Source organism: Planktothrix mougeotii LEGE 06226 (assembly GCF_015207485.1).
In the GTDB taxonomy this organism is placed as follows: Bacteria; Cyanobacteriota; Cyanobacteriia; order Cyanobacteriales; family Microcoleaceae; genus Planktothrix.
On the sequence record NZ_JADEWU010000020.1, the window covers coordinates 14,068 to 30,877 of the forward strand.

Below are 16,810 nucleotides of genomic sequence, written 5' to 3' on the forward strand. Positions count from 1 at the left end.
AATAATTTTGCTTGTGTTGATCTGCCTGATTTATCTGTTCGGGTTTCCCGCCTCAGCACAGGAACAATTTCAACCCTTATTTCAATCTAATATTGCTGGCGTAACCTTAGACGGACGAGCCATTTTTAAAGTCAGTGGAGCCGAAAATTTGACCGCTCAAGAACGAGCAGAAATGATTAGTACCAAATTACAACAAGCGGCAATATCAACAGAACCCATAGAAGTTAAAGTTAAACCCATCAATGAACAACCCACCCTTTGGCTGAATAATTCCTATTTACTGACAGTGACTCAAGAAGATACACAAAAGCCAAATCTTCCTGAAGATCAAGCTCAAATCTGGCGTTCTGAAATTCAAGAAGCGGTTAAGGAAGCGAGGAAAGAACGCAGTCTTGATTTCCTAAAAAAAGCAACCTTGAAAACCATTTTAGTGCTGTTCTTTGGAGGCTTATTTCATTGGGGATTGGGTTGGTTTTGGCATCACTCACTCCGACGATTTTTTCAATTATTTATTAAGTCTACTCCTGAATCCTCTTCATCAGGAAATAAACCCCAAAATATAGAGTTATTTTTAAGTTTAACTCTGGCAGGTACAAGATTAGGATTATGGACAGCTATCATTCTCTATCTGACCAATCAATTTCCGTTTACTCGGATTTTAAGTTATCGATTAACGGGAACCTTAATTTCAACCTTAACTTCTAAACTGATTACCATTAATAAAGCGTCTTATTCTATTCCTGACTTATTAATTTTAGTGAGTTTAGTTTGGGGATTAATCGTTTTTGCTAAAGTCATCACCGACCTTTTACAATCTCGTGTTTTAAATGCCACCCGCATTAGTCGAGGTGCTCAAGAAGTGGTTGCGGTGATTTTTCGATATGGGTTTATTTCCTTGGGAACAATTGTTTTATTGCAAGTTTGGGGGTTAGATTTAAGTTCTTTAACGATTTTAGCCAGTGCATTAGGGATTGGAATTGGGTTTGGATTTCAAGATATTGCTAAAAATTTTGGCAGTGGTTTAGTTTTGTTATTTGAACGTCCTATTCAAGTCGGAGATTTTGTAGAAGTGGGGGATTATATGGGTACGGTCGAACGAATTGGTGCTCGAAGTACGGTGATTAAAACTTTAGATCAAGTCTCTATTATTGTCCCAAATTCTCGTTTCTTAGAATCAGAACTGATTAATTGGCATCATGACAATCCCATTTCCGGTTTACGCTTATCTGTGGGGGTTGCCTATAAGTCGAGTGTAGAAATTGTCAAAGATTTATTATTATCAGCAGCAAAAGCGAATTCTGAAGTTTTATCTATTCCCTCTCCTCAAGTTTTATTTAAAGGTTTTGGAGACAATTCACTGAATTTTGAATTAAGAGTTTGGATCTCTAAACCTAGCCGTCAGTTTATAATTAAAAGTGATCTTTATTTTCAAATAGAATCCCTTTTTAGACAATATAAGATCGAGATTCCCTTTCCGCAACGAGATGTCAATATTCGGGGAAGTGTTCCCTTAGAATTATCTCCTGAATTGCAAACAATAATCCGACAAATTGCCGAAAATAAAACCAACGGATACCCTCAAAAATTAGAGGGTTTTGGGGGGCAAAATTCTAATCCTTAACTTTTAGGCGGTTGAGGACAAGTTCTTTGATTCCAATTACATTGATAGAGATGTTGTTGTTGCCAACTTAGGGGAATTTCTAATAAATCTCTCGTTCCCGTCATGCCTTGACCTAAAAATAATAATAAAGCGATACAATTGAGAATGGTATGGGTTATTCTCCAGCGATTGGATTTATAAATATCGGGTACAATCGCTAAGGAAAAAATCATTAATAAGGCTGCTGCTACCCCATAATAATAATGAGAAAATTGCCACTCGTACCCTCGTCTAAAAACTCCATCTTGGCATCCTATCACGACAATTCCCATTCCCGTTAAGGTGGCAAAAATTCCTCGCCAAAGAGGTTGATTGGGTTTAGATCGATAGAGTAAAATTAGAGAAATGAGTGTAAATATAAACATTAAAACAATAAAACTAGCTTGAGGTATTTTTTCTAGCGATAAATCCTTAAAAATACCTTTAAAATAAATAGAATAGGCTAAAGCAATTAAGGTAATTCCCACGATTGAACCCGTTAACCACCGACCGATTTTTAAATGTTCTTGTCCGACAATAGCCGGAATTTTACTTTTATTCTCTTGATCAAAACGGGAGAGACGACGTTGACGAGTTTGCCATGCCATATAGACAGAAATGCCAATCAGGGGAAACACAAAACCCACCGCCAATACAGGATGGATTAATGCGATAATATCCTTAAATTCCATAACTTTCTCCTCAAAATAATGACGGCTGACTGCTTAAAGTTTATTTTTCCTGATCGGTTCCCTATTCTCTATTCGCTGCTAGAATAGTTATAACTTAATTTTTGCTCAAATCAATCTATTGTTTTGAATCAACGTGATTTCTACCACCGACCTTAAAAACCGACAGGAATTCGAGAAAATCGTAGGGGAAGCTAATGTCCAACCTTGGGACGAAATCGAACCCCTGCGACAACAACAGATCATACAATCCCTTGCACCCGAAACAACGCTTCAAGGGATTATTTATCCTCAAACTCAAGATGAATTAGCTCAAGTCATTGCCTATATTCATCAAGAGAAATTGAGCATTTTACCCTGTGGTTCTTGTAGTAAAATTAATTGGGGAGGATTGATTAAATCTGTTGATTTTGCCGTTAGTACAGAACGAATGAATCAACTGATTGAACACGCCGTTGGAGATTTAACAGTTACAGTAGAAGCGGGAATGAAATTTTCCGAATTAAAAGCTATTTTAGATCAAAAAAACCAATTTTTAGGATTCGATCCCACCTATCCAGAACGAGCAACAATTGGGGGAATTATTGCCACAGGTGATACAGGTTCTCTACGACAACGTTATCGCAGTATCCGCGATATGATTTTGGGGATTTCTATTGTTCGTTATGATGGGAAAATCGCTAAAGCGGGAGGTCGAGTTGTTAAAAATGTAGCCGGTTATGACTTAATGAAATTATTCACAGGTTCCTATGGAACCTTGGGAATAATTAGCCAAATTACCCTACGAGTTTATCCCCAAGCGGAATCTTCAGGAACCGTTATTTTAACCGGAGAACCGGAAGCAATTACCCAAGTCAACCAAACCTTATTATCCTCGGCTTTAACTCCCGTTGCGGTGGATTTAATCTCTACTAATCTTTCAAAAGTATTAGGATTGGGAGATCATATCGGTTTAGTTGTTCAGTTTCAAAGTATTCCTGAAAGTGTACAACAACAAAGTCAACGATTAATGGAACTGGGAGAAAAATTAGGGTTAAAAGCGATATATTTTGACGTTGATGAGGCAAATTTATGGCAACAATTAAAACAGCAAATTTGGCAATCTGAATCTAACACTTCTATTCTTTGTAAAATTGGCATTACCCCCACCTCTGCGGTTAAAACCTTGATACAATGTCAAACCCTAGGCGTTATTCATGCTGGAGTTGGTTTAGGAGTTTTACGGTTTGAAAGCGTTTCTTCAGAAACCTTGTTAAACTTAAGACATTCGTGCGAATCTCAAGGCGGATTTTTATCCCTTTTAAAAGCACCCCTAGAGTTAAAACAACAGTTAGAAGTTTGGGGATATTCAGGAAATGCGTTAAATTTGATGCGCCAAATCAAAAAACAATTTGATCCTCAAAATCAGTTTAGCCCTAATCGCTTTGTCGGTGGAATTTAATTGATCTATAATCATAGGAGAATTTTGTTAAAATGCCAACCTCTGACTTTGTTGCTGAATCTGAATTAATTCCGGCAAAAGACAGTAATTTTTTAGGACAAAACCCCCATTTAACCTCGGAGGAAATTCCAGGGTTTGACTCAATCAATCCGCCTAATCCCAATTTTATTAGTACCTGCGTTCACTGTGGATTTTGTTTATCCACTTGTCCCAGTTATCGAGTGTTAGGAACAGAAATGGACTCTCCTAGGGGACGAATTTATTTAATGGATGCGATTTCTAAAAATGATGCGTCTTTAGGAGAAACAACCGCCCAACATTTTGATAGCTGTTTAGGCTGTTTAGCCTGCGTTACAACTTGTCCCTCTGGGGTTAAATATGATCAATTAATTACCGCCACTCGTCCCCAAATTGAACGAAATGTACCTCGCAGTTTACCAGACCGTTTAATTCGCGCCTTAATCTTTAATTTATTTCCCTATCCCAACCGTTTAAGAGCGTTTTTAATTCCGCTTTTCATCTATCAAAAATTAGGAGTACAAAAAATTGTGAGAACAACGGGTTTATTACCCAAAATTTCTCCTCGTTTAGCCGCAATGGAATCTATTTTACCTGAAATTACTGCTGAGGCGTTTCGAGAGGATTTCCCGGTTATTATTCCCGCCCAAGGGGAAAAACGTTATCGAGTTGGGGTGATTTTAGGTTGTGTTCAACGATTATTTTTTAATCCGGTTAATGAAGCAACGGTGAGAGTTTTAACCGCTAATGGGTGTGAAGTTGTAATTCCCAGAAATCAAGGCTGTTGTGGGGCGTTACCTGAACATCAAGGACAAACAGAACAATCTCATACGTTAATTAAACAAATGATTGATCGATTTTCGGGAACCAATGTGGATGCGATTATTATTAATGCGGCGGGATGTGGTCATACTTTAAAAGAATATGGACATATCTTGAAAGATGATCCTCAATATCGAGAACAATCTGAAGAATTTGCAGCAAAAGTGAAAGATGTACAGGAATTTTTAGCCGAAATTGGTTTAACAAAAACCCTGCATCCCTTAACAGAAACAGGAGACTTAACCTTAGTTTATCAAGATGCTTGTCATTTATTACATGGACAAAAAATTAGTGTCCAACCTCGTCAACTTCTGCAACAAATTCCAGGGGTAAATTTACGAGAACCCCTCGATGCGGCTTTATGCTGTGGAAGTGCGGGAGTTTATAATTTATTACAACCGGAAGTTGCTGAGGAATTAGGACAACAAAAAGTGGAAAATTTAACGAATACGGGGGCGGAATTAATTGCGTCTGCAAATCCGGGTTGTTCGTTACAAATTAAAAAGCATTTACAATTACAAGGAAAGGATATTCCGTTAATGCACCCAATGGAATTACTGGATTATTCCATTCGAGGCGTTAAAATTAAATAGTTTATTGTTGGGCTTTAGCCCCTAAATTTCCTGTTAAAGCCCAACAACAACCTGAATCTAAAAAAGTGCTTTTAATTATGAAGATCAAGCAATATCAACAAATTATTTTAATCAGTTTAATTGCTTTAATTCCCATTGGATTAGCCAGTAAATTTTATAAGGGGCCGTTTGATGTATGGCTAAATAATTCTATGGGTGGGGTATTTTATGAAATGTTTTGGGTGCTTTTAGTTATTTTAATTAATCCTATTTTATCCCCCGGATGGGTTGCATTTTGGGTTTTTATTGTTACTTCTATTTTGGAATTTGCACAACTCTGGAAACCGCCTTTTTTAGAAGTGATTCGTGCAACCTTATTGGGTCGGTTATTACTGGGAACAACATTTTCCGGGTGGGATTTCCCCTATTATATAATCGGTTGCGGGTTGGCTTGGTTAGGGTTAAAATATCTTAAATATTCTTTAAAATCAATAGATTAAATGAGCGAATGGCTGTATAATAAAAATTAAGTATGAGAAGCTAATTTATCCGCCCATCGGGTGGTTTCAGGTAAACGATATTGAGTAATACACTTTAACACATAATCAATAGAGGTTTCTAAACTAATCCGATGACCAGGGGAAATATAAAGGGGTCTAACATTAGTTCTGGAACGTAAGACTGCACCGATAATTTCTCCTTTATCCTGTAGCGGTGTCCAACTGCCTTTTTCAGCCGGGAGATCATCATGTTTTCCAATTAATAAAGATTTCGCCGCCCCAATGGTCGGTTGATCAATTAATACCCCTAAATGACAAGCTAACCCAAACCGTCTAGGATGGGCAATTCCTTGACCATCACAGATGATTAAATCAGGGGTTATTGTTAATTTTTCTAAGACATCTAAAATTACAGGAACTTCTCGAAATGATAAAAACCCAGGAATATAAGGAAAGGTGGTTGAACGTTGAGCGATCGCAGTTTCTTGTACACTTAAATCAGGAAAACTTAAGACCGCCACTGCTGCTTGAGAAATGGTATAATTCTGTTTAAATCCCACATCAACCCCAGCCACATATTTAACCGTTTCTAATTCATCGGTTGTCCGAACTAAGGATTTAAGTTGGTTTTGAATTACCATCGCCTCTTCAACCGTTGTCGGCCATGTTTCCGGGCGTTGAATGTTCATAGTTTTTTCTAATCTTGGTTTGACTGAATTGCAATTTGTCCCAAACGTTTAAAAATTTTCAACACCTCATAGAGTTGGTTGCGACGGGGGAGGAGAGAAAATATATTAGATAATTCATATTGGGGAAATTCTTGCATTATTAGGGGCAATAGGTAATAGCTAATCGGTATTTTTTGAGCCAGCAAACAAGCATCTTGCCTGTTTTGCTGGCTAGTCATTAACAAAAGTTTGATTTTTGCTTAATACTGTGTTCCTGTTTTGCGATAATGAACAGCCGTAACGCCTTCTGGATGTAATAAATGACCATTATTAACTGTGGCATAAATCACCCAATGATCACCACATTCCATCCGATTTTTAACCTCACATTCCAGATAAGCTAAGGCATCTTTTAAGATCAAACAACCATTTGATGCTTCTTCTGTTTCGATGCCAACAAACCGATCTTCTCCGGGTTCATATCGTTTTAGAAAATGTTTTCGCAGTTGTTTTCCTTCCTGCAAAATATTCAAAACAAATTGATCTCCAATATGGGTTAAAGGTTCCAAAGCTCGATCCTTCGCCACAGCGACGGTAAACCCCGGAGGGTTAAAGGTGGCTTGGGATACCCAGGAGGCTAACATGGCGCTGCACACCTCGCCTCGACGACCGGAGACGACACACAACGAACCCACGATACGCCCTATGGCTTGGGCGGTGCGATCAGCCCCTGATGAAGTCGCAGTAGGACGAAAAGCCCGCCGTTTTTGCGTGCGTTTGAGGGTTTGAGCAAAATCAACCGCCGCTTCTTTACACATTTGTAACGTGACATCGGTGGGGGCAAATTTCACCCGAATGGGTTCAAAACCAAATTTATAACCGGCATCTTTCAAGCGACCTTCTAACAAATCAATGGCTTCTCCACTCCATCCATACGACCCAAATACTCCCGCTAATTTATTCGTAGAAGCTGTATTTAAAATCACTCCTAAAGCGGTTTGAACTTGTGTCGGTGCATGACCCCCTAATGTGGGTGAACCAATAATAAATCCATCACATTTTTCTAAAGCTTCTTGAATTTCTGAAGATTTGGCATATTCACAATTAATTAATTCTACAGCCACATCGGATTTAGTTAAACCCTTAGCGATCGCTTGGGCAACGGTCGCCGTATTTCCATAGGCTGAAGCATAGATTAATGCCACATTTAATTCATTAGATTTTTGTTTTTCACTCCATTGTTGATATAAATTGGTTAGTTCAGTCATGCCATATTTCACTAACGGCCCATGACCTGTTGCATAGAATTTAATGCCAGGTAAGTCTTTAATTTTATCGAGAGTCGAGAGCACTTGTTTAGCTTGGGCGGCATGAAGACAGTCATAATAAAACCGTCGATCATCGTTATACACTGACCATCCTTCATCAAACACTTGATCGCCGCAAACGTGTGCCCCAAATAGTTTATCGGAAAACAAAATTTCCGTAGCCGGATCATAGGTTAAAATTTCATCGGGCCAGCGAGGAGTTGGGGTTAAAATAAACTGTAATTGATGACCTTTACCTAAATCTAAAGTTTCTTCCCCCTTGATGGTCAAAATCTTTAAGTTTTCATCTTCAAAATATTCTCGTAAGGCTAACGCAGCAGGATTAGAGCAAACGAATGTTGCCTGGGGTGATAATGTTAATAAAGCCTTTAATGTTGCCCCCCGGTTAGCATTAAAGTGGCCCAAAATAATATAATTCAACTGTTCTAAATTTAAGCGACTTTGTAACGCTTCAATATAATTTTGGGTAAAGGATTCTCCTGGCGGATCAATAATTGCAGTTTGCTCGGCTTCAATAATATAACTATTTGCCGTTGTTCCCCGTTGCAGAGAATATTCCACTTCAAATTTTAATCGATCCCAAGTGCGCGATCGCACAACTTTTGTATCATTTCCAATTAAAAAAACTTGAACATCACGCGGTTTTTGATTAGGCATAATTCTGGATTAAAAAATTTTTTGCTCTTTCCTCAGTGTTAAATATCCCCCTGAATCAGGTTGATTTTGAGATTCCGGTTCCCCCTTTTTTAAGGGGGGTTAGGGGGATCTAATTCAGGTTAATTTTGAGATTCCAGTTCCCCCTTTTTTAAGGGGGGTTAGGGGGGATCTAATTCAGGTTAATAATGATTACCGACTTTACGATGATGAACCGCAGGTAGCACATCAGGATCACTGACCCGTCCATTATCAACAGTAGCGTAAACAATCCAGTGATCACTTAACTCCATCCGACTTTGAACTTGACATTCTAAATACGCCAAGGATTCTGTTAAAATCGGACTGCCATTGTTAGCGGTTTGGGTGTTAACTCCTTCAAATCGATCGGCTCCCGGAGCAAATCGTTTTAAGAAGTGTCGCATTAATTTTTGATAATTATTTTCCGCTAAAACATTGAGTACAAATTGATCATCCACTTGCATTAATGCTTCAATAGCCCGATCTTTAGCGACTGCAATGGTTAATCCTAACGGTTGAAAACTTGCTTGAGTCACCCAAGAGGCTAACATCGCACTGCTCACTTCTCCTTTTTGAGCCGTAATAATATACAACCCACCGCTTAAGCGTCCCATCGCTTTATCTAAGTTTGTATCCAGGGATTTCATCTGCTTAACGGTTTTATCCCGACTTAACCATTGTCCGATATCTGTTCCCGCTTCATCACAGGTTTGATAGGTGGTATCGTGGGGCGTTTCTGTAATCCGAATTGCAGGAAAAGATTGTTTTAATCCGGCATCATTGAGTTTAACTTGCAACGGATAAATTGATAAATCATTACCCCCTCCTGACTCATATAAACCGTAAGCTTGTTTATTATGAGCCGATGCAATAATCGTATTAATCGCTTCTTCTGCCAGTTCAGAATTGACCCCCGAAACAGGTGGCATTCCAATTACAAATCCCGCAGAACTCATCACTAATTCGCGCACTTCTGGCGGGTCAGCCGTGCGTAAATCCATCATTTCTACCGCCACACCTGTTTTGGTAATCCCGTGAGCAATGGCTTGGGAAAGGCGATCGCTATACCCATAATCGGAGAAATAAAACACCGCGACGCTGGTTTCCGATTTCGTTTGTTCGTGACTCCATGTCCAATAACGTCCGGTTAATTCTTTTAAATTATGCCGTAATAAAGGGCCGTGTCCGGTGGCAATGGTGGTAATTTCTCCTAACGGTTCCATGCGTTTCATGGCATTAATCACCGAACGGGCATTAGGAGCCATTAAACACTCATAATAAAAGCGAAAATCCGGTTCAATATCGGCTAAACTTTCATCGTAGGTGTGATCAGAACAATAGTGCATTCCAAACGCATCACAGGTAAATAACGTTTGGCTTTTGCGATCATAACTAAAAATGGTATCCGGCCAATGCAAATTCGGGGCGGAAACAAATTCTAAAACATGATCATTTCCTAAATCTAAAGTATCGCCATTTTTGACTAATTTACTTTGAAAGGGCGTATGGGTTAAATTTTCTAAAAATTGAATCGCCACTTTTGCCCCCACCACCGTAGCGTTAGGCGCAAGTTCTAGGACATCTTTAACTAAGCCACTATGATCGGGTTCAGTATGACTAATAATTAAATAGTCAATATCCGCAGGATTAATTAATCCCTTCAGCGTATCTAAATACAGTTGGCGAAACTTAGTGTGGGATGTATCAACGAGGGCTAGTTTTTCCCCGCGAATGATAAAGGAATTATAGGTTGTACCGTTTTGCAGACCAAATTCTATGTCAAATCTTTCCCGATCCCAATCTAGGGAACGTATTGCCGTGGTATCAGCAGCAATGTCTTTAACTTCAATGGTTAAACGATTTTGTTTTACACGGTCAGTGAGGGCTACCATTCATGACCTCCCTAGATAATTGATTATGATTTTTTAACTTGTTCTCTATTGTTACACGGATTAATCGTAAAGATTTATTAAAAAACCTATAACTCCGTTAAGCTTTGCAAAAGTAAAGGTATTGACCATTGACCATTGACCATTGGCTGTTCCCCATTCCCTGTTCCCTGATTTACAGAACTTTAACAATAATTGTAAATTTTTTACACAATCTTTAAATAGGGGGGTTGACCCCCCACCCTAAAAACGTTATATTATGGTATGTAGATGCACCCTGATGGTAGGGAGAGTTGCCAAAGCGACTCTCTCTTTTTTATGGTCTGTTGTCTGTTGTCTGTTGTCTGTTGTCTGTTGAGGGTTGTAGGGAGTGATAGTACATTAGTATTATTAGAAAACCGACTGCCATCAAGCAAAGGATCAATTCTAATCATGTCAGACCTAACTAACGTTTTAGCGATCGCAGCAGGAGCAGTACCAGGGGCACTATCTCGGTATCAACTGACCGAATGGACAAAAGCTAAATTCGGAACCCAATTTCCCTATGGAACATTTATTATTAATTTAACGGGATGTTTAGCTGTAGGTTTCTTTTTTACAATTTCCAAAGGAATTACAGGCTATCCCAAAGAATTAGATTTACTCATTAGAACTGGATTTTTAGGGTCTTACACCACATTTTCAACCTACGGGTTTGATACTCTAAGTCTCTGGCGGAATAAACAAACCGTTGCGACCGCTTTTTATTGGGCTGGAAGTGCAATTTTGGGTTTGATAGCGGTGATCATAGGCGTTGCGATCGCTAATATTATTGTACCTTCTTCATAAACAAAAGTTGAGATTGATCTCGTATAAACTGAACACAACTAATTTTAGGGAAAAACATGGAGTTTTTGAAAGGACGTTATGCTCTGTCTATGGCAATTGGGGCTATTTTTGGTGCATTAAGTCGTTTTTATTTAACTGAAGCCACCCAAGCAATTTTTGGAAAAAATTTTGGCTTTTACGGTACATTTTTGATTAATGCGACCGGTTGTTTATTAATTGCTTATATTTTGACTCTAGCGATTGAGAATATTCGACAGATCACACCTGAACTGCGACTAATGACGACAAACGGTTTCTGCGGTTCCTATACGACCTTTTCTACCTACGGTTTAGAAGCCAATGGTTTCTTAGCCCAAGGAGATACCCAGACGATGTTTCTTTATTTTTTCGGGAGTGCCGTAGTCGGTCTAATTTGTGTCCAAATCGGTGTTTTATGGGCAAGGGCAGGTCTTCCAAAACTTAAAGGGGAGGGGATTAGTCGTCGGGTTAACAAGACTAAGTAAGGTTATAATCCGAGTTAATCAAGGAGTTGATCGTTTTTGATTCATTAATCTCTTAAAAGTATTGAATGATTAAAGGTTTTTCCGGCACAAATCGGGAGGCAAAAGGTTCTTTTTTTCCTAATCCTTTGAAGTTAGAAATATTGACCGGAATTTCTAAGGGTCTGAGATCGGTGACTTCCCAAAAAATCGCGGCATCTAAGGCATCATTTGCTGCCGTTGCTGGACGATATTTCATGCCTTGGGGATGGCGACCGCGCCTCGAATCACTATGACCAATATATAATCCTTGCCAGGTGACTTTAGGAATAAAGGAGCGATTTTCTTGTTCAGAGGCATAAATTAACACCTTCACAGGGCGTTCATTACGATCTAGGTCAATTTTGCGAAACACTTCAAATTCACGGCTTCCAAAGGCTACTTTTCCCTCCTGTTCACAGACCTCCTGAGCAGAAATCAAATGAATTTCAGGTACAGGAGCCAGGAGGGAAAAATTACGGGTCGGTGATTTTACACTAGAATCGTGCATAAAAATCCTGATTCAGACAAGACGATTAAATTATCTCATCTTTAGGTAACAAAGAACCGGAGAGGTTACCCTATTTTATTGTAGGGGTTGGGTTTTCCAACCCTTTATACCCCTTAAAATATTATGATTGGGCTGAATTTGAAACTCGTTGAGATAATTCTTTCATGGCTTGGTCTGTGCTTAAGAAAATGCGATCGCGTCCTAATTTATCCACAAACCCAACTTTTTCTAATTGATCAAAAACCGGGCCTTTGACTTCAGATAAATAAAACTCAATTCCCATTCCCCTTAAATCATCAATCAAACTTTGAAGGGTTTCTAAAGCACTGCCATCAATTAAGTTAATTCCGCTACAAACCAAGAGCAAATACTCAACTTCCTTTTGTTCTGTTACCAGCTTTAATAAATAGTTTTCTAAATATTTGGTATTCACAAAATATAAACTTTCATCCACGCGCACCGCTAAAATATGGGGGCAAGTTACCACCGGATGACGGAGAATATTGCGAAAATGTTCTGTATTTCCCACCCTTCCAACAATGGCAATATGGGGTTTACTGGTTCGGACTAAATGTAATAGCAGAGAAATCAAAACCCCAATCATAATTCCTTGTTCTGCACGGGTAAACAGAACCGCAACAAACGTACCGCACCAGGTAATTGCATCCAGTTTATTATATTGCCATAACCGTTTTAGCGTCGGAAAGTCCAGGAGATTGCCAACCGCAACTAAAATAATGGCGGCTAAACTGGTTTGAGGTAAATAATAGAATAAAGGCGTTAAAAACAAAACCGTTAACATCAGGAATACGGCTGTAATCACTGATGCTAACCCGGTATTTGCTCCGGCGGAAAAGTTGACAACAGAACGACTTAAACCTCCGGTGATAGGATAGCCTCCCGTGAATGAGGCGGTAATATTTGAGGCTCCCAAGGCAATTAATTCTTGATTGGCTTCAACTTTTTTGCGTTGTTTACTGGCTAAAAATTGCCCTACTGAAAACGCTTCCATAAAGCCAACAAAACTAATGGCTAAGGCGGAGGTTCCTAATAATTGCAGATGGTTTAGATCTAAATTAGGGAGAGTCAAAGGCGGAAACCCTTTAGGAATTTCTCCCACCACTTTCACCCCAAAAATTTGATCTAAATGGAATAACCAGACTAAAATTGAACTCCCGATCACCACCATTAACGGCCCACTTTTGGTGAGGGGAATAATAATTGATTCCTGAACTCCTTTGGATTTGAGATATTGTCCTAAACCTCGATTAAAATAGAGTAATAAGACTAAACTAATTATTCCTAATGTCAACGTAATTCCGTTGAGATGAGGACTTTCCTGAAAAATAGCAGTAACGGTACTTAAAAACGATTCAGTTTGAGGAATTTTAATTCCCAATAGATGTTTAACTTGGCTAAATCCAATCAGAATAGCGGCGGCACTAATAAAGCCAGAAATTACCGCTTGGCTGAGGAAATTAGCGACAAATCCTAACCGGAAAATTCCGATTAAAAGTTCAATAATTCCGACTAATAACGCTAAGGTTAAGGCATATCCCCAATATTCCGGTGTGTTTTCTTTGGCGATCGCACTAACCGCCGTTGCGACCATTAAAGAATCGACCGCCACCGGAGCCACCGACAGCATGGAAGCGGTTCCTAAACAGGCATAAACAATTTGAGGAAAAATGCTGGCATAGAGCCCAACTTCTGGGGGTAAACCTGCCAGCATTGCATAAGCCATTCCCTGGGGAATTAATAAACTAGCGACAATAATTCCGGCGGTTAAATCTCCGGTTAAATCTGTTCGTTTGTAATTTAATCCCCAGTTTAAAATCGGAAAATATTGTTGCATTGATGCCAATTTAAACACGCTGATTATAAGGTAATTTTGCTAATAATTGTGCCATCATGCAAGTATTGGTAATTCCGGCAAACAGTAATCCAGCACCCACAAATCCACTTAAAAATAGAAAATTGGGAGAAACAAATGTGCCTAATAAGGTGCCAATTAAGACTAAGGAACCTGCAACAATTTGTACCTGTCTCATCATGCTAATGGGGGCATTTTTATTGACAATCGTAGGATATCCGGCTTGTTTCCAACTGTTTAATCCCCCTTGTAGGTGCATGACCTGTTTAAACCCAAAAGCAAACAATTTTTGAGCCGCTTGGCTACTGCGGTTGCTGGTTTGGCAATAAAAAACAAAGGGTTTTGAGCCATTCACAGGTAAATTTAAGGGGTCAAAGGTTGATAAAGGTATGGAAATTGACCCAAAAATATGTTCTCCTGCGTGTTCAGATGGTTCTCGAACATCAATCAGGGTAATTTCATCCTGATCAAGCCATTGTTTTAAGGTTTCAGCATCAATTGATTGTAATTGGTCAGTAATAAAGTTAGCCATATTTTATGTCAGGTAATTACATCGGGAATCATTCATTTAATCAGGTTTGCAGACTATCTTGCTTTAGGCTTGATTTCCACAGAGTTGATTCGCCGGAACTGCTTCAGCAATTTTTTTCGGGTTGGGTAGATTTAAGTTATTCATCATCTCAATAAAGCTGTTTCGATCTTTGCCCACAAACCGAGGATTAAATTGTTTTTCTTCTCCAATGGTTGAAACCGTTCTTCCTTGATAATCATGACCGGGATAAACGGCTGTTTGATCGGGCAGAGTAAATAATTTTTGAGTGATATGATCGTAGAGTAATCCCGCATTTCCACTTTGAAAATCGGTACGTCCACAGCCTCGAATTAATAAGGAATCTCCAGTTAATAATCGCTCCCCATTGACTAAATACGCCATGTGACTATCGGTATGTCCCAAGGTTGCGATCGCTTGAATTTTAACAGCCCCAATTTCTAAAATCTCCCCATCTTTAATCAAGCGATCAGCACAATTAACAATGGCGTTTTCGGGAACAATTCCTAAACATCCGGTGCGTTCTCTGAGTTTTCCAGTTCCGGTAATATGATCCGCATGAACATGGGTTTCTAAACAATAACGCAAGGTCAATCCTAATTGTTCTAATAGGGTGATATCTCGTTCTACTTGCTCTAACACAGGATCAACTAAAACCGCCTCTTGAGTTGTTTCGTCCGCAATTAGATAAGTATAGGTACTGGTTTCTGGGTCGAACAGTTGGCGAAAGAGCATGGTTTTTCACTCCTTGGGGGGAAATAGCAACACCACTATCCTACCATATAGTTTTATAGAAAGATGGATTTATAAAAAAATTTATAATTATCTTGACAATCATATAACTAAATGGCAATATTAATATACCTGCATATTTATCCTCTAACTCTAGGACTTACCCAATGGGCTGATGCAGAAGCCGGGTTTCTGGAGCGAAAATCAAGTTTCCATCCTGAAAAATAGCCAGAAACCTGATTTCTTGGGTACTGTGTGTAAGTCCTAACTTTTATTCCTTGCAGGTTTCAGCACTTATAAACGCCGAGGCGATCAACAGTGCCAACTTTGGCATTGAAGTGATCCACGTCTGAACTGTCGGTTTTGATTCCTTCTAACCGCGTCTTGCTTTCCCTTTTTTAATCCCCGGCTTCTTCAGATTTAAACGAGAAGTCGGTTTTTCTCCTAACTGAACTTTAATGGAAAATAGCCTACCTCTGGAAACTCCTTCTTTGTCCCGTCGTCAACTCCTGAATTTTTTGACAGGTGCAGTTGTTGCGACCACTGCGGGAGCCGTTCTTTATCCTGTAGTTGAATATATTCTTCCTCCGGTAGAAAGCGGAGAAGATGGGGCAATTTTGGCAAAAGATATCTTAGGAAATCCCATTCCTGCTAGCCAAATTTTAGCCGAAGCCCCTGGAACTCGTGCTTTAGTTGCGGGTTTAGCGGGAGATCCAACCTATTTGATTGTTGAAGAAAATAGCGGTTTAAATCCGATGGGAATTGTCAATAATTGTACCCATTTAGGGTGTACTTTTCCTTGGAATTCTGTTGATCAACAATTTCAATGTCCTTGCCATGGTTCCCGTTATAGTGCCGATGGTTCAGTTTTACGAGGGCCAGCACCTTTACCGTTGAAATTAGTTCATGTTGCGGTTAAAAATAACCAAATTTGGATTTCTCCCTGGACAGAATTAGATCCCCGAACCCAAGCTAAACCTTGGTGGGTTTAACAACAGCAATAGAAATCGGATTGGTAAAAAAAATTGGGTTATCAACCCAGTTTCTAGTGCCATTCTAACAATAATAACCATCGGATCACATCATGTTTCAAACTGTTACATCATCCTTAGCCATTGGGAATTTATCTTCCCCCGAAGAACTGCAAGAGATTGCTGAACAAGGGTACAGTACCATCATTGATTTATGTACACCCCAAGAAGGCAAAAAAATGCAAGCTGAAGAGGTGGAAAAACTGGGATTTAATTATATTAGTATTCCTGTTTCTCCTCCTAACCTCAACGCAGACGTACTGCAAACCTTTAACCAAGCTTTAAATACCGCATCTCAACCTATTTATGTTCGTTGTGCATCGGGTTTGCGTGCGGGAGTGTTAACCCTCTTGACCTTAGCCAGTGAATATAATTGGACAGAAGAAGACTATTTAAAACGTCATCAAGAATTAGGTCTTGAACACAAGCCTAACTGTTCAATTAAAGCGTTTACTGAAGAATATTTTACTAGCCATACATCTCAATAAACCCAGAGAACGATAGAGGCAATGGTTCATAATTTTGC

The 16,810-nt window shown here is 39.2% G+C and carries 17 protein-coding genes; 8 read left to right on the forward strand and 9 right to left on the reverse strand.

What is annotated here, in order from left to right; translation table 11 throughout:
- Positions 1-13 precede the first annotated feature (13 nt).
- Positions 14-1,621, forward strand: coding sequence for a mechanosensitive ion channel family protein (locus IQ236_RS10980; protein WP_322744117.1), 1,608 nt, complete (start codon positions 14-16; stop codon positions 1,619-1,621).
- Here IQ236_RS10980 and IQ236_RS10985 read toward each other — a convergent pair.
- Positions 1,618-2,331 carry a DUF4079 domain-containing protein gene (locus IQ236_RS10985; RefSeq protein ID WP_193869286.1) on the reverse strand — a complete coding sequence of 238 codons (714 nt, stop codon included), beginning with the start codon at positions 2,329-2,331 and terminating at the stop codon, positions 1,618-1,620. The genes IQ236_RS10980 and IQ236_RS10985 overlap by 4 nt on opposite strands.
- Positions 2,332-2,464: 133 nt before the next feature.
- Between IQ236_RS10985 and IQ236_RS10990 the strand changes: the two genes are divergently transcribed.
- The 3 genes from IQ236_RS10990 to IQ236_RS11000 all read left to right on the forward strand — a co-directional run bounded on the left by IQ236_RS10990 (position 2,465) and on the right by IQ236_RS11000 (position 5,681).
- The gene (locus IQ236_RS10990) at positions 2,465-3,769 is read left to right on the forward strand and encodes an FAD-binding oxidoreductase (protein ID WP_193869287.1); all 1,305 of its coding nucleotides are present in this window, start codon (positions 2,465-2,467) and stop codon (positions 3,767-3,769) included.
- A 32-nt stretch (positions 3,770-3,801) separates the two neighbouring features.
- Positions 3,802-5,202, forward strand: a complete 1,401-nt coding sequence (locus IQ236_RS10995; protein ID WP_193869288.1) for a (Fe-S)-binding protein — start codon at positions 3,802-3,804, stop codon at positions 5,200-5,202.
- Between the two features lie 77 nt (positions 5,203-5,279).
- Positions 5,280-5,681: a ribosomal maturation YjgA family protein gene (locus IQ236_RS11000; protein ID WP_228041559.1), complete on the forward strand. Its 402-nt coding sequence runs from the start codon at positions 5,280-5,282 to the stop codon at positions 5,679-5,681.
- A 26-nt stretch (positions 5,682-5,707) separates the two neighbouring features.
- On the opposite strand, the gene nfi is transcribed toward IQ236_RS11000, so the two are convergent.
- The 4 genes from nfi to IQ236_RS11020 all read right to left on the reverse strand — a co-directional run bounded on the left by nfi (position 5,708) and on the right by IQ236_RS11020 (position 10,244).
- On the reverse strand, positions 5,708-6,370 hold the full coding sequence (gene nfi / locus IQ236_RS11005; protein ID WP_193869289.1) for a deoxyribonuclease V: 663 nt from the start codon (positions 6,368-6,370) through the stop codon (positions 5,708-5,710).
- Positions 6,371-6,378: 8 nt separating this feature from the next.
- Entirely contained in the window at positions 6,379-6,588 is a 210-nt protein-coding gene (locus IQ236_RS27720; protein WP_228041560.1) for a hypothetical protein, read from the reverse strand.
- Positions 6,589-6,609: 21 nt separating this feature from the next.
- A complete protein-coding gene (locus IQ236_RS11015; protein ID WP_193869290.1) occupies positions 6,610-8,334 on the reverse strand; it encodes a diflavin flavoprotein in 1,725 nt (574 codons plus the stop codon).
- Positions 8,335-8,513: 179 nt separating this feature from the next.
- Positions 8,514-10,244 carry a diflavin flavoprotein gene (locus IQ236_RS11020; RefSeq protein WP_193869291.1) on the reverse strand — a complete coding sequence of 577 codons (1,731 nt, stop codon included), beginning with the start codon at positions 10,242-10,244 and terminating at the stop codon, positions 8,514-8,516.
- 429 nt (positions 10,245-10,673) lie between these two features.
- Here IQ236_RS11020 and crcB point away from each other — a divergent pair, with 429 nt between their 5' ends.
- Positions 10,674-11,069 (forward strand): fluoride efflux transporter CrcB, encoded by a 396-nt coding sequence (crcB, locus tag IQ236_RS11025; RefSeq protein ID WP_193869292.1) that lies wholly within the window; start codon positions 10,674-10,676, stop codon positions 11,067-11,069.
- Positions 11,070-11,125: 56 nt separating this feature from the next.
- Positions 11,126-11,572, forward strand: a complete 447-nt coding sequence (locus IQ236_RS11030) for a fluoride efflux transporter FluC (RefSeq protein ID WP_193869293.1) — start codon at positions 11,126-11,128, stop codon at positions 11,570-11,572.
- Between the two features lie 52 nt (positions 11,573-11,624).
- Here the strand turns inward: IQ236_RS11030 and IQ236_RS11035 are convergent, their stop codons facing one another.
- From IQ236_RS11035 to IQ236_RS11050, 4 genes are all read right to left on the reverse strand, one after another.
- Positions 11,625-12,098 (reverse strand): hypothetical protein, encoded by a 474-nt coding sequence (locus IQ236_RS11035; RefSeq protein ID WP_190522885.1) that lies wholly within the window; start codon positions 12,096-12,098, stop codon positions 11,625-11,627.
- 121 nt (positions 12,099-12,219) lie between these two features.
- The gene (locus tag IQ236_RS11040) at positions 12,220-13,953 is read right to left on the reverse strand and encodes a SulP family inorganic anion transporter (protein ID WP_193869294.1); all 1,734 of its coding nucleotides are present in this window, start codon (positions 13,951-13,953) and stop codon (positions 12,220-12,222) included.
- Between the two features lie 10 nt (positions 13,954-13,963).
- The gene (locus IQ236_RS11045; protein ID WP_193869295.1) at positions 13,964-14,503 is read right to left on the reverse strand and encodes a rhodanese-like domain-containing protein; all 540 of its coding nucleotides are present in this window, start codon (positions 14,501-14,503) and stop codon (positions 13,964-13,966) included.
- Positions 14,504-14,566: 63 nt separating this feature from the next.
- Complete coding sequence (locus IQ236_RS11050) at positions 14,567-15,256, reverse strand: MBL fold metallo-hydrolase (RefSeq protein ID WP_193869296.1); 690 nt, start codon at positions 15,254-15,256, stop codon at positions 14,567-14,569.
- Between the two features lie 455 nt (positions 15,257-15,711).
- Between IQ236_RS11050 and petC the strand changes: the two genes are divergently transcribed.
- Both petC and IQ236_RS11060 read left to right on the forward strand, forming a co-directional pair.
- Positions 15,712-16,245, forward strand: a complete 534-nt coding sequence (gene petC / locus IQ236_RS11055) for a cytochrome b6-f complex iron-sulfur subunit (RefSeq protein ID WP_193869297.1) — start codon at positions 15,712-15,714, stop codon at positions 16,243-16,245.
- 92 nt (positions 16,246-16,337) lie between these two features.
- A complete protein-coding gene (locus IQ236_RS11060; RefSeq protein ID WP_193869298.1) occupies positions 16,338-16,772 on the forward strand; it encodes a beta-lactamase hydrolase domain-containing protein in 435 nt (144 codons plus the stop codon).
- Positions 16,773-16,810 lie beyond the last annotated feature (38 nt).